This window comes from Singulisphaera sp. GP187, assembly GCF_900129635.1.
Classification (GTDB): Bacteria; Planctomycetota; Planctomycetia; order Isosphaerales; family Isosphaeraceae; genus Singulisphaera.
In genome coordinates this window covers 5,344,932-5,368,384 of sequence record NZ_FSRB01000001.1, presented here as the reverse complement: position 1 = coordinate 5,368,384, position 23,453 = coordinate 5,344,932, and the positions used below count along the sequence as shown (strand labels likewise).

Here is a 23,453-nt window from a genome sequence, read left to right as displayed (position 1 = left end):
GGAGGCCACGGATGACGACGAGATCTCGGTACACCACGGCGGCAGCCGTCGGCGGACTCTACACCGCCCTGGTCATCGGGTTGGTGGGCGCAGAATCCCGGTCCTACCGTGAGCGGCTCCGCCACGACCGGGAACGGCTCGCGAACGTCCCGCCGCAGTTGCCCCTCGCGTCTTTGCCCTTGTCGTCCCCCTCGCAATCGCAATCGCAATCGGACCTTCCTCACAACGTCCCGCCGGACGACGAGGTCCCCTTGCGAGCCCCCCAGAACCTCCCGGAGCCAAACAGTCCGCCCGAACCGGAACCCGAGCCTGAACCGGCCCCGGCCTCGGCTTTGCGAAACTCCATGCCTCCGGCGGAGAACGGGGAGCCTGATCCTTCCTCTTCGGCCCCGACGCGCACCGCTCCGGATCATCCGCGGCCCGCGCCAACCCCCGGAGCGATCTGGGCCGATTCGCTCGACCTCGGTCGACTGACCCCGGCCGAGGAGGCCCGCCTCGGCGCCGAGTTGCACGGGCTCGTGCTGGCGAGCAATCCGGTCGACCCAGACGGGGACATCCAGCGGCTCAAGCGGGTCAGCGGCCCCTTGATTGCGAACGTGGCGCGGAAGGAGGTCGAGTACAAATTCACCGTGCTCGACTCCGACGAGGTCAACGCGTTCTCGCTCCCCGGAGGCTACATCTACGTCGCGAGGGGCTTGTTCCAACTGGTCGGCGAGGCGGTTGAGCCCGAACAGGATTACGCGTTGCAGTTTGCGCTCGGGCACGAGATCGCCCACGTCGACCTCAAGCACGCCCTGAACCTGGTCGCGGCCGGCCAAGCGGCCGGCAAGGCGCAAGGGGTCGACACGCTGAACCAACTGTTGGTGCCGATCGGGCTGGGCTACCCCGATGCGCAGGAGTTCGCGGCCGACACCTGGTCCTATCAGCGGATGACGACTCAATTGAACCAAACGCGTCGCGAGGCGTTGATGTTCCTGATCAAGCTCCAAGGGTTCTCGGAGCGGAACGGGTTCCGGAACGGCCGGGTGGTGCCTGACTTGAAGTCGGGCCTGACGCTGGTCGAGAACCACTACCGGGCCCACCCGGCGGCCTGGGACCGGCTCGATCGGCTCAAGGCGCGGGGCGTTCGGCCGGCGGCGGGCGAGTCTCCGCCGCGATGAACAGAGCGACGGCTCCCCAGCCGAGCCACAACGCCCCGAGCGCGAGCGTCACCGCTCCAGGTCCCGTGCGATCGGTCGCGGCCGAGAAGAAGGGCTCGGCCAGGTCCTCCAACGTCCCAGCCGGGGCCGGCGCGCGTGCGGAGGCGTTCAAGAGCAGCCCCTCGAACACCCACCGCGACGGATTCAGACCCGCCGCCCGCCGCGCCCAGGCGGGCAGGCCAAGCCAGGAACGGCTCTCGCCGCCCAGTCCCCACAGCAGAACCGCCAGGAACGCCACCAAGATCCAGGCCACCGCCGGTCGCGAGGCGGCCGTCGCGACGACCAGACCCAGCGTGAGCCCCACCCCCGCGCCGAGCCAGAGCATCGCGAGAGCCGACGGCTCCGCCAGATCCGCGCCCGACAGCACCCGGAACGTCTCCCATTCCAGCAGGCCGGCGACCAGGCAAAGCATCGCCGCCAGCGCGACGCGCACCAGCCAGCGACCGAGTTCGAGTCCGGCCGGGGGAAACGTTCGCGTTCCCGCTCCGACTCCGGCTCCAATCACGAGGCCAAGACCAACAGCCCCCAGCCCCAACCGCGAGAGGAGCGTCGCGAGCGTCCGACCCGCGCCGGCCCATTGCTCGGGGTCATTCGTGAGCGTCTTCGGGTCGAACCCCGACGTGGCCACCGCCAATACGCCGGCCAGCGGTCCCAACCCGAGAAAGAGCAGGGGCCTCAAAACGGGTCCGATCCCGATCCCGCCGGGGTCGCGGCCGATCACCACCGGGTCGGCTCCCACGCGCAGCAGGCCCGGCGGAGGTCCCAGCGCCTCGAAGATCCGGGCGGCCGAAAGCGGGTACATGCCGAGGTAGATCGTATCCTCCAGCGACACAACGGCCCGCGCGGCCTTGCGCTCGGGCGCACCGACGGCCGTCCCGTTCGACGAGCCAAGGTCCTCGATCTCCGCCTGGCCCGGACGGCCGCTCCAGACCACCCGCGCGTGGTAGCTCGAGACGGTCGGCAGATCGACCACGAGGTCGTTGTCCGGTTCACGCCCGATCCTGAGCACGCGCACCGTCGGCGCCGTGAGCTTGCGGGTCACGGAGTCCTCGGGCCACGGCATCGGTTGCGATCGGCCGAGCGTGATCCGGTTGTCCTGACTCACGCGCAAGGGAGCCGTGACCGGCTGGCCATCGACGAACGTCCCGTTGGTCGAGCCCAGGTCTTCGAGCAAGTAGCCGGTGCCGCCGACGGAAGTCAGTCGGCAGTGCCGCGCTGAGACGGCCTGGTGGTCGACCACCAGGTCACAGTCAGGGTCGCTGCCGATCGTCCAGGATCTCGTCATAAACCGGCAATCCCGCGTGTCAGAGGGCTTTCAAGAGAAACCGCTGTTCGCCGCATTGAAAATATCCGCCGCGTTCGAGAGCAACCTCCGAGGCGCGGCCCCAGACGCCGTTGCGCGATCGGTCGTTGGCGACCAACCAGCGGCCCTTCTCGTCCCGGTAGATCCGCGCGTGGCGAGGGTCGACGAACGGGTCGTCGACGACGATCGCGCAACGACTCGGGTCGCGTCCGAGCCAGGATTCCCCCTCGGTCAGCGTGTGCCGGCGGACCTCGGCCCCCTTCGAGATCTCCACGAGGCAAGCCGGGGCCGCCCCTGGAGCCAAGCCGCCAGCGCCTCCACGCGACGGCACCTCCCACTTGCGGGTCGCGTTCGCCCGCGACGGCTCCTCCACGGCGGAGACAGGCGCAGGGGCATGGAACCGAAAGAGCCGCGATCCGACCATGAACTCCTGGTCCTGGTGGAGCAGGACGGTCGACGCCCGAACGAACGTGCCGTTAGTGCTCCCCAGGTCGCGGAGATGCCACGACCAGCCGCCCCCGTCGCTGCGACGGACGATCTCCGCGTGGCGCCCGGACATGCCCGTATCATGCGGGATCACCAGGTTCCCCTCGACCCGCCCGATCAGGAACGAGTCGCCCCGGATCCGAATCACCTCGCCGGTCGTCTCCCCATCGTCAAGGACGTGGAGCAGCGCCATCGGCGGCCGAGCGACCGGGCGGAACACCGGCGTCTCGTCCCCCGAAACCCGATCGGCCTGCGTCTTGGGCGCAACCTCCTGCACGGTCCGAGCCGACGAGGCACGGGCCTGCGTTCGGATCTCCTCCACCGATTCCAGGACGGTCGCCTGCCGCCGCGCCGGCCCCGTCTCTCTCCGCGGCGTCCCTGATTCCACGGGCCCACCTTCTTCTGTTTGTTCTTGTTGGATCGTTCGAGCGGAACCGCGGTGCGATCGCCCCTGACCCACGAAACCAGCGCATTCGCACGTGTTCTTTACAGATATAGCACGCCCCCGATCGCCCTTCAACGCCCCCTTCCACGGGACTCAACTTGAAACGATTGCAAGTCAGAAAAGTCATGCATGCATTTTGCAGCCCCGTAGCGGCGACCGTTCCTAGCCAGGGGACGCAAACCCCTTAGAACAAAGATGAGTTAAAATCTGAATTTGCTTTCACAGTCCCGAAGGGGCGACCTTCAAACGCGTGTGCCGGCTCTGACGGTCGCCCCTTCGGGGCTGCATGCATAAATATGCCGAATATACACAAGTGGCTTGCGCCCCTGGCTAGGAACGGTCGCCCCTCCGGGGCTGCAAAATGGAGTCTGTCGCAAGGAAACCGGGCCGTCTGCCTGCCTCGGAGGCCGAAATTCGCGGGAGAAACTCGTTCCCACGCCGAGCGTGGGAACGAGATCCCGGTATCCTTGCTACAGTCTCTACAAAACACGTGCATTACGATTTCAGCTTACAACAAGCCATAAATACTTCTTACGGAACAGGTACGGCACACGCCATTTGCCAAGAGGCAAAGCAGCGACAGGTCGCGCTTCGTCCTTGAGGGCGAAACCTGGTGGGCCGTGCCCACCCTCCAAAAAATCGTCAGCCAGATTGCTTACGCACGCTCGAAAGGTGGGTTGTCGCTCTTGACCTGAGAGCCGCAAGACAGTGGAGTCGTCTATGAGGAATGAACCGGCCCCGTTGAGAGCGGCGAATCTCATGACGTTTGACCACAAGAGTCTGGAATTGCTCGGCGAAGCCCTTCGGACGATGGACCAAGGTTTTCGCCATTTGCCCGAATCCGCACCGGATCCCGACCTCGGACCGCTCCGCGCGGCCTTGAAAGAGGCCGCGGAACGGATGAGGGAGAATTACCCCTATCAGCACCCGCTGTACATCGGGCAGATGCTCAAGCCGCCGCATTCGCTCGCCCGGCTCGCGTATGCCTTGGCGATGTTCGTGAATCCGAACAACCACGCCTTGGACGGTGGCCGCGCCAGCTCGGCGATGGAGAAGGAGGCGGTGGCCCAGATCGCCCGGATGTTCGGCTGGGAGACGCACCTCGGCCACCTCTGCGGCGGGGGCACGATCGCCAACTTCGAGGCCCTCTGGGTCGGTCGGGAATTACGTCCGGGCAAGGCGGTGGTCGCCTCGGCCCAAGCCCATTACACGCACTCGCGGCTCTCGGCCGTCCTCAATATCCCGTTCGAGACGATCGCGGTCGATCGGCGCGGACGGATGGACGTGGGGAGCTTGGAGCAAGCCCTGGCCACCGGCAAGGTGGGTACGGTTGTGGTCACGCTCGGGGCGACGGCCGCCGGGTCGGTCGACCCGCTCCCCGCGGTGCTCGCGCTTCGAGAGCGGTACGACTTCCGGGTCCATGTCGACTCGGCCTACGGAGGATACTTCACGCTGGCGAGAAACCTCGAGCCCGAGACCAAGGCCGCCTACGACCGGATCGGCGAGGCGGATTCGATCGTGATCGACCCCCATAAGCATGGCCTCCAACCCTACGGCTGTGGCTGCGTGCTCTTCCGCGACCCTGGCGTCGGCCGATTCTATCAACATGCCTCGCCCTATACCTACTTCAGTTCGGACGAGCTGCACCTGGGCGAAATCTCGCTCGAATGCTCGAGGCCGGGGGCCTCGGCGGTCGCCCTCTGGACGACCATGCGGCTGCTCCCGCTCGACCCCGGGGGCACGTTCGCAACCAGCCTCGAGTCCTGCCGCGCAGCGGCGCTCACCCTTCATCGGGCCTTGGAGCAGGACGCGCGGCTCGCCCCTCTGTTTCCGCCTGAGCTGGATATCAACGTCTGGGCGGTACGAGCGGAATCGGCCCGCGAATCCTCCGCGCAGGCCCGGCGGGTGTTCGCAGCCGCCGCGGAGCGAGACCTCCACCTCGCCCTCTCCAGCTTCCCGCGAGTCATGCTCGAAGCCGCCAACCCGGTTCTCCGATGGGACGCGGAAGAGATCGTCTGCCTGAGAGCCTGCGCCATGAAGCCCGAACACCAAGACTGGATGCCGGAAATCCTCAGCCGGCTCCAAGCCTCCCTGGCCGAAATCTCGATCACAGACCTCTCGAAACGTTGACTCAGACCCCCAAAATCCAACAATTTCCTCCACGGGCGACATTGTCACCTAGACTTGGTGTGGCCCCCAAGCGAAATCGGCCCCATGCCCCCCCCATCGATGCTACACCCACAGGAGAAAACAAGGATGATGGACAGGAAGGACCGTGTCCTCATCGTCGAGGACGACATGGCGACCCTATACGCCTTAAAAAGACTGTTCCAAGGCCAAGGTTGGCAGGTTTCATCGTCGCGGTCAATCGAGAAGGCGTTGGTGCAGTTGGATTCGCCGCCCGACTGGATTGTGCTCGACCTCGGCCTGATCGACGGCAGCGGCGAGGAGGTGCTCCGCTACGTCCGAGAAGCCGGGATTCCGTCCCGAGTGGCCGTGGTCTCGGGCCTGCTCGGGCCAGCAAGTCTTCCTGGGCTGAAATCGTTGAAGCCCGACCTCATGCTGACGAAACCGATTCACTTCGACGAGCTCCTCGTAGCGTGCGGGACTCCCGCTGCCCGTTCAATCCCGCCCGCGACCCTGGATCGTCCGACGGCGGCACCGGAGCTCCTCGCCGCTTCCGAGGAGTCCCCGCTCGAGTCGGGCCCGGGGAAGGACTGAGGCCCCGGCAAGTCGGCCGTCACCACCCGGAATCCCCCTTCGGAGGCGAACGCTCCTGAGCCTGCCCACCCGGCCAGGCCAGTTCGATCGGCTGCGCACCCACGCCCGAATTTCCGACGAGGTTGGCAATGAATGTCATAAAATAAAGAGCGCATTCAACCACCATCATAGCAAAACAACCTAATAGTTTATACAAACTGTGCATCTAACGCATTCAACGCACAACCCAAGTCTTGTAACGAATTAAGGCGTCCGGCAAGAATTACTTTACCTGCATGTCTGCTGTTTTTGGCTTGATGATAATGTCGTATTTGGGCAGTGCCGTTGAGCGTTGCAGGCGAGCCTCGTACGCTTTCATTTGCTTGGCGGGAACTCGAATACCGTTTGGATAATGGCCATCAAGGCATTTCACTGTCGGGTGCCGCCCTTTCCAGGTCATCCGCCGGGCGCATTGGAGAACGACCTCCAAGCTGTTCAGTAAGACTCCGTTCCACTTCTTCTCCAGCGCCGACCAACACCGTTCGATCGGATTGTATTTGCTGTGGTAGGGAGGATAGTACACCAAGCGCACCTCCAGCCCTGACCAGTCGGCGAACTGCACCATCCGTTTCAAGAACTGGGTCCGCCGCCCGGAGTTCTTCGGCCCGTTGTCCAGGTAGATCACCAGGCGTTTGATCGATCGGTGGGCCCGCTTGACCTGACGCCACCACATCTGCAAGGCATCCACCCAGGCGTCGCTGGTCTCGTGCCATCCGAAGATGAGCATCAATGCCCCGGTCGCAACGCTCAGGATGCCGACGGGGACCAATTTCTCCTTCGCCGGGGGGTCATGATCCCAGCCCTTGGCCACCACGCCCTGCGCGTCGGTCCGGGTTTTTCCCCCCACGGACGTAATCGCCCAGGCTCACCTTCGCTTTGGTATCCATGGAGATCTCCAGCACTTCGGGATCGCCACGGACCTCGTCACGCACCTCCTGCACGTGGGCGAAGATCGCGTCGGTCTCCTCGGTCTTCTTCAGTGGCTTGCCCTTCTGGATCCGCTTGAGGCGGTAGTTCATGCGATTGAGGATGTCACGCATCGTGCGTTCGCTGGGCAACTCCGCCTTGGGATAACCCTGACCGATCAAAGCCTGACACACCTCGGCGGCCGACAAATTCGTGTACCGACGTGACGACTGGAGTCCTGGGTCGGCGTAGGTGTGGGGTTCCACGACGGCGCGGATCAGGGCCGCCAGGCGCGGATCCTTCTCCTCGCTTCGCCTTCGGCCGCGGGCGGCGAAGTTCTCCAGGCAGCGAACGCCCTGCTGGGACTCGTGCAGTCCCTTCTCGATCGTATCGCGTCCCCAGCCGAAACGTCGTTCGGCCAGTCGGGCACTGCCATGGCAAAGTTTGGTAGTCACCTCGGCCTGGAAGAGCCGGCGCTGATGTCCGGTGAGTCGTCGGGCCCCCGAGCGAAGCAGTGCATCAATGTGGTCGGCGGAGCCTTCCATGTTGAAGAACCTCCGTGCTGGAGAGTTGACAGTCCTGGATGTGTTCCCCTACCGTGCTTTTGCGAGCATAACTCCGAACACGGGTAGATTTCCAGATACCGGTCGCCTAAGGCTTTGCAAACTCCGATTTCGCTCCGTCCTGTGAGCAATTCTCGGCGCACGACTACGCACGCGAGCGACACGATTTGGATTTGCCCCCTCGCCTGAAACGGCTGAGCGTCCCGAAGCAACAGGCCCAGCCCATCCTTTAACACGTCTTTGGTCCCGTCATTCGTGCCTGCGATCAATTTTGTCTGAATCTTCGTGCTGATTTGTTCTCAACGGCGCGCTCATTGCTTGGCTAGGGCTAAAGTCTCAACTCCGTCATCCGCGGCGCCCTCTCCCATCCGCCCCGCGCACAAATCGACTGGCGATCGGGAGGGGGGGGTCCACCTTCGGCCTCTGAAATATGTCGGCAGCCGCCCTTCGAGGATCGCCTCCATGTTGAAGTCGTCCAGGCCTCGCGAGCTCATGTCACGTACCGACACGCCGGTGAATCCTCGCCTCACGCTTCCGGAGCGAGATCAGGAGCTTCTCGCCGCCTGCGGGGATGGCACGGCAATCGCCAGGGCCCAACGCGCCGCCGAGGCCCGCGCGGCCAGCACCCGCCGCCGCGGCACCGATCCGACGACCTGCGACCCCGACTATTCGCCGGAGGAGCTGGAATTCATCCTGGCGATCCAGCAGTACAAGCAGACGAGCGGCCGGAAGTTTCCGACCTGGAGAGAAGTGCTCGAGGTGCTTCTGTCGCTGGGATACGAGCGGGCTCGCTGAGGGCCAAGCAAGCCCGGACGCGACTCCTCGCCCAGCTCGCCCAACTCAGCGCTAGCCACGTCGCTTTGCCCGCGCCTCGTATTTTGTTTTCCGCTTCAGAAACGGCCCGCCTTCTTCCTCTTCAACCTGCCGATCGTTCTGCTTGATCGTCTCCAGTTGCTCCGCCGTCAGCGGTGGGACCTGGGAAGGGTCGGTGATCGGGGCCTCGGGACCACCGCACCCGGCCAGGGTGAGAAGCAGGGCGAAGAGCGCTCGCGATCGCATCATCATTCTCATTTGCCATGCGGTATCCCTGCGAGGTGCCTGCCCCGGAGGCTGAAATTCACGGGAGAAACTCGTTCCCACGCTCGGTGCTATGCCTTACCCACAAGTCGTAAGTTGTTAGCAATCCGGAGGTTACGGAAGGGGGCTGTGGCCCGAGCTGGATGCCACAACTGGAGGACTCTCAGGCACTTGCGCCGATCACCCTCGCTGGACACCGGGCCAGACCCCCACTTGTGGGTAAGGCATAGCGCTCGGTGTGGGAATGCCGTTCTGGCCGCTCTGCGACGCGGCCCCACCCGCCGGCGAAGACAAGACGACGCGGAGCGTCGCGGACGGCATTCCCACGCAGAGCGCGGGAACGAGATTCCAACATTATCGACACATTTCCATTTGAACTCATCTTATTTTTCGAGACTGCAACGGACCCGCTAAACGGCTTCAGATACTGTCGCCACGTTACCGGGTGGTCCGGATCCAACAACCCGGCGCCCTTGCTACCGTATCCATATCCACCCTCATTTCCCTTGTGCTCTCGACCTGGGGACAGGCCCGATCCTCCAGACGCCTGATTTGCCTGTTTTCATCAATTGCTATTATCTTGTTGACTGTGTCGAGTTGCGGTCGCCGTGGCAATCTCCTTCCGCCGGCTCTCACGTTCCTGCCTGGAGCGTTCCGCGACCAGGCTCGCGTCAACCCGCATCGACTGATCCCAGAGCGTCGGCGGGGTACTGTTCAGCGAATCGCAGAGCAGGCGCAGACCATCCATCAGGTGGCCGACTTGTTCGGCGACCATGGCCGACGGATAGGCAAAGGCGTTGAGCGCTCGCTTCGCGCGTTCGATCTTCTCCGCGTCGGTGATTTCGGGATCGGCATTCATCACAAGGCTCCTCGCGATTCCAAGGTCGTGGCTACTCTCTCAATCACGATTCTCGCATGTTTCGGGCTTGGCCTACCAATCAAGACGACATCCCCAGGAGAAAGCGAGAATTGCCTTGCATCCTGTCATCCGTGGGGATCTGCTGGGACTTCGGATTGACCGGAGGAGGCCGCCCCTATCGATTCGGCGCCGGTTCCTCGGGAAATCCCCAGGTTGTTCTTCTTGAATGATGATGATCTCCGCGGGGACCCTCGGAATGTTGACAGCGAAACTGAGTCGACCAGCATTTTCAGCCCTGGCCGGCGCCGCCCTTTTGTTGGTTTCCGTCGTGGTCGTGGAATGCCCGGCGGCCGAGCTCCATGTCGGAGGGGCGACTGTCAGTATCACGCCCGATCGGCCGGTTGCAATTGCGGGGCAGATGCGGACCCGGATCGCCCGGAACGTCGAGAGCCCGGTGACCGCCACGGCCCTGGCCTTAGAATCGAGAGACGGGGACAAGGCTCTCGATCAGGCAATCATGATCTCATGTGATTTAGTCGCGATCGAATCCGCGACCCTTGCCCAGGTCCGGCGCCTCGTGAAGGAACGGCTCCCTGACCTCGACAGCCAAAAGCTGGTGCTCAATGCCACGCACACGCACACAGCGCCTGTGATGACGGAAGGGGATTACGAGATTCCCAAGGACGGCATCATGCAGCCGGCGGAGTACGCCGACTTTCTGGCCAATCAGGTCGCCGAGGCGGCGGTGAAGGCCTGGCAAGCCCGCAAGCCGGGCCGCGCGGGCTGGGGTCTGGGACATGCCGTGGTGGCTCAGAATCGCCGATCGGTCTATGCCGACGGCCATGCCCAGATGTACGGCGCCACGAATCTGGCGAACTTTCGCGGCATCGAAGGGTCGGAAGATCAGGGCGTCGAAGTCCTCTTCTTCTGGAATCCCGAGGGAAAGCTCCTCGCCACGGCGATCAACGTCGCCTGTCCTTCCCAGGAGGTCGAAGGCCTCTCGGCCGTGAACGCCGACTTCTGGCATGAGGTCCGGGAGACCCTCCGTTCCAAGCACGGCAAGGACCTGTTCGTGCTCGCCTGGACCGGCGCCGCCGGCGATCAGTCGCCCCACCTGATGTATCGGAAAGGCGCGGAGGAGCGGATGCGGACGCTCCGCGGCCTGACCCGACTCAAAGAGTTGGCGAACCGAATCGTCGTCGCCTGGGACGAGGCCCATGAAGGCGCCCGCAAAGAACAACATGCCGATGCCCCGCTCGTCCATAAAGTCGCCACGCTCCAACTGCCCGTCCGCGTCGTCACCGACGCGGAAGCCGCCGAGGCCAAGGCGAAAATCGAAAGCCTCTCCAAAGACCCGCTCAACCGCCGTTCGGTGGTCTGGCACCAGGAAGTCGTGGACCGCTACGAGCGGCAGAAAAAAGCCGGCTCCGTCGATCCGTTTGCCATGGAACTTCACGTCATCCGGCTCGGCGACGTCGCGATCGCGACCAATGTTTTCGAGCTCTTCACCGAGTATGGGATCCAGATCAAGGCCCGGAGCCGAGCGCTCCAGACCTTCATCATTCAACTGGCCGGACCGGGCTCCTACCTGCCGACCGAGCGCGCGGCCCGGGGCGGAGGTTATAGCGCCATCGTCGAGAGCAATCTCGTCGGCCCGGAAGGGGGGCAAGTCCTCGCCGATCAGACCGTGGAACTGATCAATTCACTCTGGCCGACGAACTGATCCCGAACAAAAATCGAGACTGTCGCCACGTTACCGGGTATTCCGCCCGGCCTCGGGTGGCCCGGACAACTTGCTTGTCCGGGCGGCGAAGCCGCAAGAGGCGTCCGGTCGGCCGCGACGTTCCCTCGGGCCGGGCCAAACCCAAAGCCTCTTGTCGCTTCGCGCCCCGGACAAGCAAGTTGTCCGGGCCACCCCGATCCATCAGCCCGGTGTCCTTGCTACAGTGTCCAAAAATCAGCGTCGAATTACTTGCGGTTCGGGTGCGCCGGCTCGATGATCCGCAGGCCCTGCGTGTCATCGGCAACGGCCGGGACGACGCGACCCATGTTCCCCTTGCCTGGCTCATTGGCCCCGCGAGCCACGAGCAAGCGGCCATCAGGCAGGCCGACGATCCCCAACGAGGCATCGAGCTCCCATCTGCCGACCAGCTTGAACGACGGGTCGGCCTTGAGCAGCACGGGCGGCTTACCGTAGCAGCCGAACCACCAGTGCCCCTCGGCGAAGGCCGCCGTCTGGATCCCCATCAGGGTAAAGCCGCTGGCGAGCACGTGCCGCTTCTGGAAGGCGAACGACGGGTCGTACTCATAGACATAATTCTCGTTGCTACCTTCGGGCAATCCACCCACGACGAAGAAATTCCCGCCGTGGAACGCAATACCGCCCGCGCCGTGGACGACTTCCGGGGTCTTGTGACGGGCGAGCTCCTTGAGCGTCGTGGCGTCATAAACGTAGACCCACGAGTCGACCCGGCCGGCCGGCTTGTTGAACTGCCCGAGGTTGACGGCGACGTAAAGCTTGCCGCCATGGAAGCAGAGGTCGCCATGGTGGTTAGCGACCGGAACCTTCGCGACAACCTTGCCGTCGAGGTCGGTCTTGATCAGGACATCGGTGAAGCTCCAGAAGAGCGCGTCCCGATCGTTCGTGGCGATCCCTTGCAGGTGCCTCGGGTACGCCCCCTCACACGGGAGGGATCGGAACGCGCGGCCGGCCTGGAGGGCGAGGAGGCGCCGGGGGTGATCGGTGTAGAGCCGCTCGACGCCCAGGTCGAGCATTGTCTCCATCATGGCCCGGTCGTCCACCGTCCAGGCGCCCACTGCGATCCCCGCCGCCTTGATCTTTTCGACCTTCTCGACCGTGACGCCGCTGGAGTGCAACACGAGGCTCTCGAACCCGCGCTGGTTGGCGATCCGAAGGTCGTCGTCGATGTCTGTGTTGGCCGCTCGATCCCAGAACACCGGGAGCTCGGGAGCGAGCCGCTTGACCTCGGTCATGTACGGCAGGCTGCCGTCATTGAAGCCGACCCAGCGCTCGGCCCCGAGCTTCCGGACAAGCGCGATTGCCTCGGCCACCACGTCCATCTTGGGCTGGATCGAAACGCGGGTCTGCTCCTGCTTCATGACCAGCCGCAGCACGTCGTCGAGCAATGGGATCGTCTGAGGTGGACACTCATCGCGAGTCTTGCCCGTTCGGCGCCTGAAGACGGTGGCGACGTCGACGGTCCGCAACTCCTCGTAGGTCGACTCGGCCACGTCCAGGTTCTTGTCGCCGACCCGCCCGGTCGTCCGGTCGTGGAGGACGACGAGCTTGCAGTCCTTGGTGCGAAGGATGTCGAGCTCGATCCAGTCCGCACCGACGTCGATGCCGCTCTGGAAGGCCGGAAGCGTGTTCTCGGCAAACTCGCCCGAGTTCCCTCGGTGCGCGGTGACGCCATTTTGAAGGAAGGCAGTGGTTGGTAGATTGGCATGACTTAGCTGCACGTGATGTGCAATTACAAATCCTAACATCATATTCTTAAAAAATATCATCGCCTGTCGCCCTTCGCCCAATTTTCCGAGAACGCGCATCGCATCTCCAGTTCGATTCGGCAAGCACTGCCTTGAGGTCTTGATGGGCCGTCGATACTCCGGAAGATGATACCGCAAAGGCCAGGTCAGGCGCCGATTCCGTGGGCGATTGGGAGCGGCAACGCACCCGATCATCGATCGGGGAGGCTTCACAAGGGATCACGGCCTGGCCCCTCGAGCGTTCGAATGCCGGGCGAAACCCTGAAAAAACGGGTGAAGTCCTCGGCGACCCCGCCTAAAATCGATCCCGACGCGGCGTCGGCATCGCGCAACGTCGAGCGGGAGAGTCCGGGTCCCACCAACGCGAGGATGGCTGAGCATGAAACCAATCGTCTGCTTCCTGATGCTCCTGAGTGCGTTTTGCCGCCAATCCAGCGCCGCGGAGAAACCGCTGAATATCGTCTTGCTCTACGCGGATGACTGGCGATATGACACGCTCGGTTGCGCGGGGAATCCGGTGGTGAAAACCCCACACCTCGACCAGTTCGCCCGCGACGGTTTTCGGTTCACGCGCAACTGTGTGACCACGGCGATCTGCGGCGTCAGCCGGGCCACGCTCTTCACCGGGCAATGGATGTCGCGCCATGGGAACCCCGCCTTCCAGGCGTTCAAGACACCGTGGGCGGAAACCTATCCCGGCCTGCTGCGGGCCAATGGCTATTTCGTCGGGCACGTCGGCAAGTGGCATAACGGCACGTTCCCCCGCGCCAACTTCGACTTCGGTCGGTCCTACGGCGGAACCCATTGGATGACGCAGCCGGACGGTTCGAAGATCCACGTCACGAAGAAGAACGAGAAGGATGCGCTCGAATTCCTCCGCGACCGCCCGGCCGACAAACCGTTCTGCCTCACGCTCGCCTTCTTCGCCACCCACGCCGAGGATGCGAATCCGAAGCAATACTTACCCCAGCCGGAGAGTGCATCTCTCTATCAAGACGTGACGATCCCCGTACCGAAGACCGCCACCGACGCCCACTTCAAGAAGCTGCCGCCGTTCATCGCCAACGAGAAGAACGAAGGCCGCAACCGCTGGCACTGGCGGTTCGACACGCCGGAGCGCTACCAGCAATACATGAAAGATTACTACCGCCTCGCCACCGAGGTGGACGCCACCTGCGGCCGCGTGCTGGCCGAGTTGGCGAAGCAAGGCGTAATGGACAGTACGCTGGTCATCTTCACGACCGACAACGGCTATTTCCACGCCGAGCACGGTCTCGCCGACAAGTGGTATCCACACGAGGAAAGCATCCGCGTGCCGCTCATCGTCCGTGACCCACGGATGGCGAAGGCAAAGCGCGGGCAGACGAACGACGACTTCACGCTGAACGTCGATCTGGCCCCCACGATTCTCGGAGCGGCCGGAATCGCCCCGCCCGAGCGAATGCAGGGCCGGAACTTCGCGCCGCTCTATCTCGCGGCGGAACCGCCCGCCTGGCGTACGGAGTTCTTTTATGAGCACGCCATTATTCACAATCGCGACTTCATTCCCGCGTCCGAGGCGCTCGTGCGCAAGGACTGGAAATACTTCTACTGGCCCGACTTCAAGCACGAGCAACTGTTCGACCTGCATGCCGATCCCGCGGAGGAGCACGACCTCGTCGCCGATCCGGCCCAGGCAGAGCGGCTCGCCGAAATGCGCCTGCGGTTTGCCGAACTGAAAACCGCCGCCCAATAAGCGAAGCCCCGTTGCGTTGCCGTTGCGGATGCCAGGGCGCTCCTACCGAAGGGGTCTGATCCATGATAGGATGGCAGAACTCAGCTTCGTCGGCGCTTGGCTTCCTTTGAGAAAGCGTCCCACCCCACTCCCTCGGGCTTCGATGGCACAACGGTCTCGGTCACCGAAGCCGAAGTTTCGCGGCCTTTGTTCTTTTCACCGGAGAGTTTGGAATGTCACCGCAGGAAAAGGCTGAATCACTCGGGATCCAATTCACCAAGCAAGAGCCGGGCTATCTGGCGCTGGTTGTGCGGACCGGCAACCTCCTGCTGACGTCCGGCCACGTGAGCGATATCAAAGGAAAACTGGGCGCCGGCGTCTCGGTGGAGCAGGGGAGGGCCGCCGCTCGAGAATGTGCCGCCAAGATCCTGAATTCGGTCTGGAACGCCCACGGCACGCTGAATGGCCTGAAGGTGCTGAAGCTTCTCGGCTGCGTGAATTCGACACTTGATTTCGACGAGCAGCATCTGGTGATCAACGGCTGCAGCGACCTCTTGCACGAAATCTACGGCAAGGACGGTGACGGCTATCATGCCCGTAGCGCCCTCGGCTTCGCCCAGATTCCCACCGGCTCGGCCGTCGAGGTCGAGGCCATTTTTGAAATCAAGGCATAATTGTTTCCGCAAGAAACAACTTTTTAACTAACAGGAATTCTGGCGTTCCAGCGAACTCCAAGGCTTCCAGCCTCAAGCGCTAAGAATCTCATCCGTTATCACAGCAACGACCCGCCAGAGAGCGAGGAATCACCCTCGCCCTGGATCGGGTCGTTGTATAACAGGCCGATCCTCCCCAATCCGGAGGCTCAGTCCCGACAATTGGGACCGGGGAGGCGATACCTCCCCGGCAAAAGCTCCATCTGCCCCCAATCTCCGTTTCCTACCCGCGATGAGCCTCTCTGATTCGGCCTGTTGCGTCCTTATGTCGTATATTCCCGTAGGATTGCGATCGCGATCAGGAGTGGGGTATGACCGTGGGACGTTTTCATGCTCAAGAAGGAACGCCGCCACGGGTCAGTCCCGACGGTGGGTTGGGTCGCCATCGGACTTGTGACGGTCTGGGGCCTCGTGGGATGTCGCGCCCCACAAAGCCGTGATCTCGACGGTACAGGATTGCCGCCGATCGCGGCCGTGGATTCCGCACAACCGCTCCCGCTCGATTCACCCACCGAGAACCTGGTCATCGCCGATTCTCCGCAAGGCGAAGCGGACTTCGGTCCCGTTCCGACGGTCTCCGCGATCGAGACCTGGGTCGTCCACACCCGGGCCTGCGAGCAGACGATGGGGGTGAGTCCCTGGCCGAGCATCACGGTGGCGCAGCTTGTCGAGAATGGCGGACCGCTCAACGGATCAAACCCCGCGGGCTTGTTCAACCGAATGGCGGGACGGCCCTCGGTCTTCCTGATCCACGGCAACGGGTATGACTATCGCGCCGCGATCAAGGAAGCGGTGGAAGTCCGGGCGCAGCTCGAAGCACTCGGTGGGTTCCACCCGGAGACCGTGTTCGTGGTGTTCGACTGGCCGAGCGAGCGGGTGCGCTCCGACCTGGTCGTGGACATCAACGAGAAGGCAAGGCGGTCGCGGATCGCGAGCTATCAACTGTCGCGATTCCTTCAAGCCGCCCCCGCGGGCGCGCAAATTTGCTTCATGGGCCAGAGCGACGGCGGCCGAATTACGCTGACCACCATGCACCTGCTCTCAGGTGCGGTGCTGCCCTCGATCTTGAGAGAGCCGTCCGCTCAACTCAGCTCGGGCCGCCCCGATCTCCGCCTCCGAGCCGTGATCCTCGAGACGGCCGCCGAGCACGACTGGCTCAACCCCGGTCAGCGGCTCCATCAGGCGCTCCCGATGTGCGAAGCCCTGCTGAACCTGCGGAACAGCAGCGATTACGCCCTGGCCTTCTACACGCTCGGCCGATACACCGGCGTCAGCTCCGCGATCGGCCGCGTGGGCCTACGCCCGCGCGACCTGGACAAGCTCGGGCCGCTCGCCGATCGCGTCGAACAGATCAACCACCACCCCCAGAGCGGCATGAGCCACACCCTCTTCCCCCGGGTCCTCGAGTATCCCGACGTCGCCCCCCGGATCGCACGCTACACCTCCTGGGACGATGTCACTCCGGTCGCGAGGCGCTGAGAACGCTTCGGAACCAAGGCGCCAAGTCAAATCCACGACAACTGACATCGTGATAACGGCAGCCGCCAACCTCTTCGGAGAACCGTTCGGATGCAGCGCACGAACTCCTTGCGATTCGGGTTTCTCGCGGTCCTCTTGGCCTTGCCCCTTCCTGTCTTGGGAGGGGAGGGAGGACCACTCAAAATCTTGCTCCTCGGCGACAGCACGACCATTGGCAGTGTCTGCCGGCAAACCCACCCCGAAGGCCCCCACCTCGAAGGCGTCATCCAACAGCTCCTGGCAACGGAGCAGGATTTGCCGACCGCCGAGGTCATCAACCAGGGGCGGGACGGCGAATTCATCCAGCGCCTCTTCTCCTCCGGCCGGTACGACCAGGAAATCGCCCCGCTCAAAGGCGTCGACTACGTCTTCATTCGCTACGGTCTGAACGACGTCGCCAGACGGGAAAACTTCGAGGTCAATTTCCCCAAGGACTACGCCGAGCTCATCGAGCGGCTTCGCAAGGACTTCCCCCAGGCAACCCTCCTGCCGATGACAATCATCCCTTACCTCTCGCCTGAACGCGACGAAGCGATCAATCAACTCATCCGCAATGTTGCCGAGTCGGAACGCCTCACCCTGTTCGACGTCTACTCGCGCTACCAGGCGGAGTTGAAGCAGCAGGGGCCGAACATGCTCAACTACCGCCGCTACCCGCTCGAAAACATCCCGGAAAAGCACCGCGCGTGGGTCAAGCCGCTCGTCCGAGATGGCCAGGTCGTGGTGATGGACAACCGGCTCGACGCCCATTTCCAAGGCTTACCCGGCTGGTTCGCCGATCGGCACCCCAATCTGGCCGGATACCACGTGATCGGCGACGAAACGGCCAAATTCCTCGCGAAACTGATCCGGGAAAAGCAGACGCCGTAATTCCGCATACGCACACGCATCAACCCCATTTTATCAGCACAAAATCATATCCCCCAAGAACCGGGCGGCGGCATTCCGACCGAGGGGCCGCCCAGCCCGGTCCTTAATCATCGAGATCCTTGTCCCAAACCCCCGGCGATGACGATTTTTGGTGATGACCGCGTAAGCGTGGTCCAAACCCCAGGGCCGCCCGGAATGCGTCACCTATCCGGCGAATCGCGCGGCTGACGCCTGCGCCCGGGCGTGCCACCGAACCCGGCTCGCAAGCGGACTTGGCATCCGATCCTGGCGAAGGCTCTCTCATCTCGGAGAGAGTCGGCCAGAGCGGTTCGAGAGCGTCGATCGTCTGTCGGCAAGCCGGACAGACGAGCTCTCGTTGGGCCGGTGTCGCGACCTTGATCCCGATGAATTCGCGGCAGGCCGGGCAGCAGCCGAAGCGCTCGTGCGTTCTCCCGGCCAGAAGTCCAGGCCGTACGGGAGCGTGCTTCTGAGGGACCGGAATCAGCCGCGCCAACTGCACCATGAGCGAGTACGAGGTCATCATGGTCGCGATTCCCGAAGGGCCGTGGTCCCCTGACTCTTCGTCGCGAACGCCGCGATTATTGCGTACATTCCAAAACGACACGACTTTCGAATCACCAACGAAACTCGTGTGGTTCCATAAAGAAGTGGCGATTCCGCACTTCGATTCGCACACTCTTTTGAAAAATTCCCAAGAATCGGCGAACGAAATCGCGTTGTCCCCGCAGTATGAGGGGCAAACGACCTGATTCGTCAACCTGGGGGAGCGGATACGTTGGTCGGACCGAGTGGACTCAAAGACCTGGGTCGTCTCTTCAGCGAGGGGACCGACGCCGGGCAATCGGACGTGCGTCTGCTGGAACGGTTCGTGGCCCATCGCGACGAGGCGGCGTTCTCGGCCTTGGTGACCCGCCATGGCCCAATGGTCCTGGGAGTCTGCCGGCGCCTGCTGCGCGACTCCAACGACGTTGATGACGCCTTCCAGGCGGTCTTTCTCGTCCTGGTCCGCCGGTCGGGCTCACTTCGCGACGGCGACCGCCTTGCAAGCTGGCTCTACGGAGTGGCCTACCGAGTTTCGCTTCGAGCGCGGGCGAACACCGCTCAGCGCCTCGGGCGCGAGCGACCGGCGATCGGAGTCGAAGCGTTAGCGATCGTCCCGGCCCCTGACCGTGATCAGGAGCGGCGGGAACTGCTTGCGGTGCTCGACGAGGAAGTGACCCGACTGCCCGATCCGAGTCGCGCCGTCGTCGTGCTCTGCGACCTCGACGGTCTGACCCACGAACAGGCCGCGACCCGGCTCGAGTGCCCGGTCGGAACCGTCAAGAGCCGGCTCGCGTCGGCCCGAGCCCGGCTCCGGAGTCGGTTGACGCGGCGCGGTCTCGCTCCTGCCCTGGCCGCGACCGGCTCGGGCTTGCTCGGCGGCCAGGCGTCGGCGGCATCACCGTCGGAGGCACTCGTCGTCCGAATCGTCCGCGCCGCGGCCCCGCACCTGACCGGAATGGCGGGGGTCGCCGAAGTCGGGTTGGTCCCGGCGACGGTGGCCGCCCTCGTGGAAGGAGAACTTGCGATGATGGCAACACTCTCGTGGAAGTCACTCGCCGCCCTACTGATCGTGAGCGGGACCGTGGCCACCGGGGCCGTCGTGTCCCTGGCCAGGCCGATCCCGGTCTCCACGCCCACGCCTCCCGGCGCACTTCAGCCTCCCCTCGAACCGCCTCGCATTCCCCAGCCCGAGCCAACCCTGGTCGCCCTGAACGCGGAGCCTGACAGCCCTTTGAGCCTGGTCAATCCGGGCGTTGAGGAAGGGGACGAACGCCAACCCAATGGGTGGTCGAAGGGGAACGCAATTCGAGGCGTCTCCTACCTCTGGAGCCGGGACACGGCCCACGAAGGCAAGGCCAGCCTCTGCCTCAAAAAGTCCGAGAACCGTTATTTCCCGATCGCCGAGTGGTCCCAAACCGTGACTCGCACAGGCGACAGCCCCCGCCTCAAAGTCTCCGCCTGGATCAAGGCCGATCGGGCCGGCAAGGCAATCCTCGACGCCCAGTTCCTCGACCGCAAAGGCGAGTGGAGCCACGCCTGGGTCGCCTACATCGGTGCCAAGGAATCAGGGGATCCACCGGTCACGCACGACTGGAAGCGCTACGAAGGAGTCGTGGCAATCCCCCCTGGGACCGCAAAAATCGTCATCGCCCCCCAGATTTATGGCCCTGGAACTGTCTGGTTCGATGACCTCGGCGCCAGCTACACCACCGATGCCGCGACCGATCCACTGACGCGTTAGCGGACTCTCACTCAGAACCGAAGCAAGCGGCTTGAACATAACTTCTCTACTAAGAGTCAGGAAAGTAAATTCCGTTTTTTGCAGCCCCGGAGGGGCGACCATTCATAGCCAGGGGCGCAAGCCCCTGGTAACGAGATAAGCTTAAATGATGTCTTTGCAGCCCCGAAGGGGCGACCGTCCGCGTCAGGCTTCGCCGATTCACGGTCGCCCCTTCGGGGCTGCAGAAATCCTGGTTTGAACATGATTCCCAGGGGCTTGCGCCCCTGGCTATTGACGGTCGCCCCTTCGGGGCTGCAAATTGCGGACATTGGATCCGAGCAGAAGACTCGGTCACGTGGCGACACGTGTCCATCCTCTCGACTCTTCTCTTCGAGCTCGCATTGCCGATCGGGCCGTTTATGAGGACGCAGCCTGATTTCGGTCGCGAAGCAAGAGTTCGGCCCAGGTGGCGTCGGTTTCGGAGAGAGGAGGGCTTGGGGGGCGGGTGTAATCAACGGCCCCTCGGCGGTAGGGACCACCCTCGTAGGCTCGATTGAAGACATACTGGAGATCGAGCGGCACTTCCAGTTCCTCCTGCTTCAGAGGGACCGGAATGCAGGGGAGCCATTCCCGCAAGCTGCAAGGGAAGACCTCGTATCCCACACGCTCGGCGCGGCGCCAGGCCCGATTGACCAGGACCACGTAATCAGGGGCCGGGTCGACCTCATCAAGCAGCGCGGCCAGGTTGAGGTCGGGAAGCACGCGGTCGCCGCTGCGCAACAGGTCGATCTCAATCAGGTTGGCGTCGCTGTCGAGCACCTCACGCTGCTTGCGGCGGTAAGCGTCGCGGTCAGGGCCAGGACGCTTGTTCGTCGGGCTCAAGATCTCGATCAGGGTGATGAGCTTGTGGCCCTGGAGCGAGTCGCGGATCTCGATGAAATGGTGCCGGATCCTGTCAAGATGAACCGTGATATCCAGTGAACTCGAAATTTCCCTTCTCGGTCGGTCTGCTACCGCCATTGCCCCCTGAGCGGGCCGAGGGAGAGGATGCCGGACCACGGTGATGTCAGGGACGATGCGATGCGTCACCTTTCCCTCTTCGACAATCCCAAGCTCCGGCCGCATTTCGAGGCGGGCATAGTAGGGAGTCGGGAGGGTCTGGTTAAGTTCATTGCGGATCTCACTCGCCAGCGCATCATGGAGATCCGGCCAGATTTCCGGAGCTTCCAGATAAGGGTCCATGCCAGGAAAGGGTGAGGGCATCGTCCGGATCTCCCAACCGCCGCGGTTCCACCGACAGCCCATTCTATCGGTTCCAGGGAGAGCCGACCACGACCGGCCGCGGATCAGGCCCGCTTCACTCGCACCGGGGTGGGCTTGGCGGGGGCGAGTGGCTCCACGCCCAACAAGCAGAAGCCCTGAACTGCCAAAATCGAGAGTTTCACGCCCATGACCCAATTTCGCTCTACGGGCGTGCAACATGACATGAGCTCTGGCAGAATGAACGTAAGGGTTCTTCAGGAAGGATGACCACACGAGGCTGATAACCTTGGACCGGCTAACGATCCTCAACCGCCTGAAGGCCGAGGCTCCTGGATTGCGGGAGCGTTATGGAGTCAAGTCACTCGCCGTCTTCGGCTCGATGGCACGAGGCGATGACCGGGAGGGGAGCGACGTGGACATGCTCGTGACGTTCACGGAAAAAGCCACGTTCGACAACTTCATGGGCCTGAAACTCGACCTGGAAGACCTACTTGGCCGCCCGGTCGACCTGGGAACCCCCGACACGCTTCGGCCCGAAATGCGGGCCGAAGTCGAACGAGATCTCATCCATGTCCCGTGACTGGCGATCCTATCTTGCGGACATCGGCACGGCCTGCGAGAAGATCTCGCAGTTCACGGCAGCCATGGACCGAGAAGCATTCTTTCGTGACGACCGGACCTATCATGCGGTGGTTCACTGTCTCTTGATCATCGGCGAGGCAGCGAAGCGCATCCCTGACGAAGTACGTCAGCGGATGCCCGAGGTCGAGTGGCGGAAGATCGCCGGGATGCGAGACTGGCTGGCGCACGTTTACTTTGCGATCGATAACGACATCCTCTGGGATGTGGTCGAGAACAAAATCCCTGAGTTGATCCAGAGGCTCCGAACCTTCTCGGATGAGGCCCCGCCCTCAGCGTGAGCGAAGAGAAAAAGATTGGAGACCGAGCGGCACCTCGGGTTCCCTCATCTCCGCTTTTTGGAGCGATCATCGCAGGCCTGGGACCCAGCCCCCCAGACAAGAGAAGAATGCGGGCGGGGCGCCCGCGGTCCCAGGGGATGACATCAACGAGCCGGAATCGGCCCCGGCACGATCACGCCCGCTTCACTCGCACCGGGGTGGGCTTGGCGGGGGCGAGTGGCTCGGCGCTTCCTTCGAGGGGTTGGCCCACCTCGGCGGCGGCGAGGCGGGTTTCGATCTGGGCGGCGTAGTCGGGGGAGAGTTCGAAGCCAAGGTACTTGCGGCCGAGCTTCTTGGCGACGACCAGGGTCGTGCCGCTGCCGGCGAAGGGGTCGAGGACGATATCGCCCTCGTTGGAGCAGGTGCGGATGATCCGGCCGAGAAGTTGCTCGGGCATTTGGCAGCCGTGCCAACCGGCGCGTTCCTTGAACGTGCCGCAGACGCGGGGGACGTACCAGGTGTCATTATCGGGGGCGAAACCGTCGGGCAGGTCCTGAGGACGAAGGATCCAGGTGTCGTCGGGCACGCGTCCCTTGGGGTTGGCGCGAGTGTCGGCGTAGACGAGCTGCCGCGCGGAGGGGACGCGGATGGTATGGTCGTTGAACAGGAACCGCTTGGCGTCCTTGACGAAGTAGAACAGGTGGGCATGACTCCTGCTGAACTTCTTCTTGCAGTGGACGCCGAACGTGTAGTACCAGATCACCCAGTTCCGCAGCGTCAGGCCCTGGCCACGGTGGAAGGCCACCTTGAGCTCGGCCGCGTACTCGTCGCCGATCGCCAGCCAAAAGGTGCCGGTCGGCTTGAGGACCCGCGTGACCTCGGCGGCCCAGAGCTCGGTCCAGGCGAGGTACTGGTCGGCGCTGCGGCGGTCGTCGTAGACGTCGTAATCGTAGCCGATGTTGAAGGGAGGATCAGCGAACACGAGGTCGATCGACCCCGACTCGACTTGCCGGATGTTCTCCAGACAGTCTCCCTGGTAGAGACGATCGAGTGCCAGGCTGGGGATAGGGGCCGCGGACATAGGTCG

The 23,453-nt window shown here is 63.4% G+C and carries 22 protein-coding genes; 12 read left to right on the top strand and 10 right to left on the bottom strand.

The window, feature by feature from the left end:
• Nucleotides 1–11: 11 nt before the first annotated feature.
• Complete coding sequence (locus BUS42_RS20995; protein ID WP_074309416.1) at nt 12–1,160, top strand: M48 family metallopeptidase; 1,149 nt, start codon at nt 12–14, stop codon at nt 1,158–1,160.
• Here the strand turns inward: BUS42_RS20995 and BUS42_RS20990 are convergent.
• The gene (locus BUS42_RS20990) at nt 1,111–2,484 is read right to left on the bottom strand and encodes an FHA domain-containing protein (RefSeq protein ID WP_074309414.1); all 1,374 of its coding nucleotides are present in this window, start codon (nt 2,482–2,484) and stop codon (nt 1,111–1,113) included. The genes BUS42_RS20995 and BUS42_RS20990 overlap by 50 nt on opposite strands.
• A gap of 19 nt (nt 2,485–2,503) precedes the next feature.
• Nucleotides 2,504–3,376 carry an FHA domain-containing protein gene (locus BUS42_RS20985; protein WP_074309412.1) on the bottom strand — a complete coding sequence of 291 codons (873 nt, stop codon included), beginning with the start codon at nt 3,374–3,376 and terminating at the stop codon, nt 2,504–2,506.
• Nucleotides 3,377–4,192: 816 nt separating this feature from the next.
• Between BUS42_RS20985 and BUS42_RS20980 the strand changes: the two genes are divergently transcribed.
• Nucleotides 4,193–5,563, top strand: a complete 1,371-nt coding sequence (locus BUS42_RS20980) for a pyridoxal phosphate-dependent decarboxylase family protein (protein ID WP_074311296.1) — start codon at nt 4,193–4,195, stop codon at nt 5,561–5,563.
• A 126-nt stretch (nt 5,564–5,689) separates the two neighbouring features.
• Nucleotides 5,690–6,154 (top strand): response regulator, encoded by a 465-nt coding sequence (locus BUS42_RS20975; RefSeq protein WP_074309410.1) that lies wholly within the window; start codon nt 5,690–5,692, stop codon nt 6,152–6,154.
• A gap of 262 nt (nt 6,155–6,416) precedes the next feature.
• On the opposite strand, the gene BUS42_RS20970 is transcribed toward BUS42_RS20975, so the two are convergent.
• Both BUS42_RS20970 and BUS42_RS42040 read right to left on the bottom strand, forming a co-directional pair.
• Nucleotides 6,417–7,040 carry an ISAzo13-like element transposase-related protein gene (locus tag BUS42_RS20970; protein ID WP_159452214.1) on the bottom strand — a complete coding sequence of 208 codons (624 nt, stop codon included), beginning with the start codon at nt 7,038–7,040 and terminating at the stop codon, nt 6,417–6,419.
• The gene (locus BUS42_RS42040) at nt 6,982–7,644 is read right to left on the bottom strand and encodes an ISAzo13-like element transposase-related protein (RefSeq protein ID WP_083670171.1); all 663 of its coding nucleotides are present in this window, start codon (nt 7,642–7,644) and stop codon (nt 6,982–6,984) included. Before BUS42_RS42040 ends, BUS42_RS20970 begins: the two co-directional genes overlap by 59 nt.
• A gap of 480 nt (nt 7,645–8,124) precedes the next feature.
• Between BUS42_RS42040 and BUS42_RS20960 the strand changes: the two genes are divergently transcribed.
• Nucleotides 8,125–8,457, top strand: coding sequence for a hypothetical protein (locus BUS42_RS20960; protein WP_074309408.1), 333 nt, complete (start codon nt 8,125–8,127; stop codon nt 8,455–8,457).
• A 51-nt stretch (nt 8,458–8,508) separates the two neighbouring features.
• Here BUS42_RS20960 and BUS42_RS20955 read toward each other — a convergent pair whose 3' ends face one another.
• Both BUS42_RS20955 and BUS42_RS20950 read right to left on the bottom strand, forming a co-directional pair.
• Nucleotides 8,509–8,733: a hypothetical protein gene (locus BUS42_RS20955; RefSeq protein ID WP_254053642.1), complete on the bottom strand. Its 225-nt coding sequence runs from the start codon at nt 8,731–8,733 to the stop codon at nt 8,509–8,511.
• A 571-nt stretch (nt 8,734–9,304) separates the two neighbouring features.
• The gene (locus BUS42_RS20950; protein ID WP_074309406.1) at nt 9,305–9,598 is read right to left on the bottom strand and encodes a hypothetical protein; all 294 of its coding nucleotides are present in this window, start codon (nt 9,596–9,598) and stop codon (nt 9,305–9,307) included.
• A gap of 256 nt (nt 9,599–9,854) precedes the next feature.
• Here BUS42_RS20950 and BUS42_RS20945 point away from each other — a divergent pair, with 256 nt between their 5' ends.
• Complete coding sequence (locus BUS42_RS20945) at nt 9,855–11,321, top strand: hypothetical protein (protein ID WP_074311293.1); 1,467 nt, start codon at nt 9,855–9,857, stop codon at nt 11,319–11,321.
• A 245-nt stretch (nt 11,322–11,566) separates the two neighbouring features.
• Here BUS42_RS20945 and BUS42_RS42035 read toward each other — a convergent pair whose 3' ends face one another.
• Nucleotides 11,567–13,078: a glycerophosphodiester phosphodiesterase family protein gene (locus BUS42_RS42035; protein ID WP_159452271.1), complete on the bottom strand. Its 1,512-nt coding sequence runs from the start codon at nt 13,076–13,078 to the stop codon at nt 11,567–11,569.
• A 406-nt stretch (nt 13,079–13,484) separates the two neighbouring features.
• Between BUS42_RS42035 and BUS42_RS20930 the strand changes: the two genes are divergently transcribed.
• The 4 genes from BUS42_RS20930 to BUS42_RS20915 all read left to right on the top strand — a co-directional run bounded on the left by BUS42_RS20930 (nt 13,485) and on the right by BUS42_RS20915 (nt 17,920).
• Nucleotides 13,485–14,840, top strand: a complete 1,356-nt coding sequence (locus BUS42_RS20930; protein WP_074309404.1) for a sulfatase family protein — start codon at nt 13,485–13,487, stop codon at nt 14,838–14,840.
• A 212-nt stretch (nt 14,841–15,052) separates the two neighbouring features.
• Nucleotides 15,053–15,493: a RidA family protein gene (locus tag BUS42_RS20925; RefSeq protein ID WP_074309402.1), complete on the top strand. Its 441-nt coding sequence runs from the start codon at nt 15,053–15,055 to the stop codon at nt 15,491–15,493.
• Between the two features lie 369 nt (nt 15,494–15,862).
• Nucleotides 15,863–17,011 carry an alpha/beta hydrolase gene (locus BUS42_RS20920; RefSeq protein WP_254053641.1) on the top strand — a complete coding sequence of 383 codons (1,149 nt, stop codon included), beginning with the start codon at nt 15,863–15,865 and terminating at the stop codon, nt 17,009–17,011.
• Between the two features lie 90 nt (nt 17,012–17,101).
• Complete coding sequence (locus tag BUS42_RS20915; protein ID WP_074309400.1) at nt 17,102–17,920, top strand: SGNH/GDSL hydrolase family protein; 819 nt, start codon at nt 17,102–17,104, stop codon at nt 17,918–17,920.
• Nucleotides 17,921–18,023: 103 nt separating this feature from the next.
• Here the strand turns inward: BUS42_RS20915 and BUS42_RS20910 are convergent, their stop codons facing one another.
• The gene (locus BUS42_RS20910) at nt 18,024–18,464 is read right to left on the bottom strand and encodes a hypothetical protein (protein ID WP_074309398.1); all 441 of its coding nucleotides are present in this window, start codon (nt 18,462–18,464) and stop codon (nt 18,024–18,026) included.
• 252 nt (nt 18,465–18,716) lie between these two features.
• Between BUS42_RS20910 and BUS42_RS20900 the strand changes: the two genes are divergently transcribed.
• On the top strand, nt 18,717–20,225 hold the full coding sequence (locus tag BUS42_RS20900) for a sigma-70 family RNA polymerase sigma factor (RefSeq protein ID WP_074309394.1): 1,509 nt from the start codon (nt 18,717–18,719) through the stop codon (nt 20,223–20,225).
• A gap of 396 nt (nt 20,226–20,621) precedes the next feature.
• Here BUS42_RS20900 and BUS42_RS20895 read toward each other — a convergent pair whose 3' ends face one another.
• A complete protein-coding gene (locus tag BUS42_RS20895; RefSeq protein ID WP_074311288.1) occupies nt 20,622–21,467 on the bottom strand; it encodes a DUF4058 family protein in 846 nt (281 codons plus the stop codon).
• Between the two features lie 286 nt (nt 21,468–21,753).
• Here BUS42_RS20895 and BUS42_RS20890 point away from each other — a divergent pair, with 286 nt between their 5' ends.
• Together BUS42_RS20890 and BUS42_RS20885 are read left to right on the top strand one after the other, a co-directional pair.
• A complete protein-coding gene (locus BUS42_RS20890) occupies nt 21,754–22,047 on the top strand; it encodes a nucleotidyltransferase family protein (protein ID WP_074309392.1) in 294 nt (97 codons plus the stop codon).
• Nucleotides 22,037–22,387 (top strand): HepT-like ribonuclease domain-containing protein, encoded by a 351-nt coding sequence (locus BUS42_RS20885; RefSeq protein WP_074309391.1) that lies wholly within the window; start codon nt 22,037–22,039, stop codon nt 22,385–22,387. The genes BUS42_RS20890 and BUS42_RS20885 overlap by 11 nt, the downstream gene beginning before the upstream one ends.
• 172 nt (nt 22,388–22,559) lie before the next feature.
• Here the strand turns inward: BUS42_RS20885 and BUS42_RS20880 are convergent, their stop codons facing one another.
• The gene (locus BUS42_RS20880; protein WP_074309389.1) at nt 22,560–23,447 is read right to left on the bottom strand and encodes a DNA-methyltransferase; all 888 of its coding nucleotides are present in this window, start codon (nt 23,445–23,447) and stop codon (nt 22,560–22,562) included.
• Between the last annotated feature and the right edge of the window lie 6 nt (nt 23,448–23,453).

Bases quoted from the DNA above. Each gene is read 5' to 3' on its own strand.
- BUS42_RS20925 (WP_074309402.1), top strand. From the start codon at position 15,053: ATGTCACCGCAGGAAAAGGCTGAATCACTCGGGATCCAATTCACCAAG.
- BUS42_RS20960 (WP_074309408.1), top strand. From the start codon at position 8,125: ATGTTGAAGTCGTCCAGGCCTCGCGAGCTCATGTCACGTACCGACACG.
- BUS42_RS20975 (WP_074309410.1), top strand. From the start codon at position 5,690: ATGATGGACAGGAAGGACCGTGTCCTCATCGTCGAGGACGACATGGCG.
- BUS42_RS20945 (WP_074311293.1), top strand. From the start codon at position 9,855: ATGTTGACAGCGAAACTGAGTCGACCAGCATTTTCAGCCCTGGCCGGC.
- BUS42_RS20955 (WP_254053642.1), bottom strand. From the start codon at position 8,733: ATGAGAATGATGATGCGATCGCGAGCGCTCTTCGCCCTGCTTCTCACC.
- BUS42_RS20930 (WP_074309404.1), top strand. From the start codon at position 13,485: ATGAAACCAATCGTCTGCTTCCTGATGCTCCTGAGTGCGTTTTGCCGC.
- BUS42_RS20990 (WP_074309414.1), bottom strand. From the start codon at position 2,484: ATGACGAGATCCTGGACGATCGGCAGCGACCCTGACTGTGACCTGGTG.
- BUS42_RS20895 (WP_074311288.1), bottom strand. From the start codon at position 21,467: ATGCCCTCACCCTTTCCTGGCATGGACCCTTATCTGGAAGCTCCGGAA.
- BUS42_RS20980 (WP_074311296.1), top strand. From the start codon at position 4,193: ATGACGTTTGACCACAAGAGTCTGGAATTGCTCGGCGAAGCCCTTCGG.
- BUS42_RS20910 (WP_074309398.1), bottom strand. From the start codon at position 18,464: ATGATGACCTCGTACTCGCTCATGGTGCAGTTGGCGCGGCTGATTCCG.
- BUS42_RS20915 (WP_074309400.1), top strand. From the start codon at position 17,102: ATGCAGCGCACGAACTCCTTGCGATTCGGGTTTCTCGCGGTCCTCTTG.
- BUS42_RS20950 (WP_074309406.1), bottom strand. From the start codon at position 9,598: ATGAATGCCGATCCCGAAATCACCGACGCGGAGAAGATCGAACGCGCG.
- BUS42_RS20920 (WP_254053641.1), top strand. From the start codon at position 15,863: ATGCTCAAGAAGGAACGCCGCCACGGGTCAGTCCCGACGGTGGGTTGG.
- BUS42_RS20995 (WP_074309416.1), top strand. From the start codon at position 12: ATGACGACGAGATCTCGGTACACCACGGCGGCAGCCGTCGGCGGACTC.
- BUS42_RS20885 (WP_074309391.1), top strand. From the start codon at position 22,037: ATGTCCCGTGACTGGCGATCCTATCTTGCGGACATCGGCACGGCCTGC.
- BUS42_RS20880 (WP_074309389.1), bottom strand. From the start codon at position 23,447: ATGTCCGCGGCCCCTATCCCCAGCCTGGCACTCGATCGTCTCTACCAG.
- BUS42_RS42040 (WP_083670171.1), bottom strand. From the start codon at position 7,644: ATGGAAGGCTCCGCCGACCACATTGATGCACTGCTTCGCTCGGGGGCC.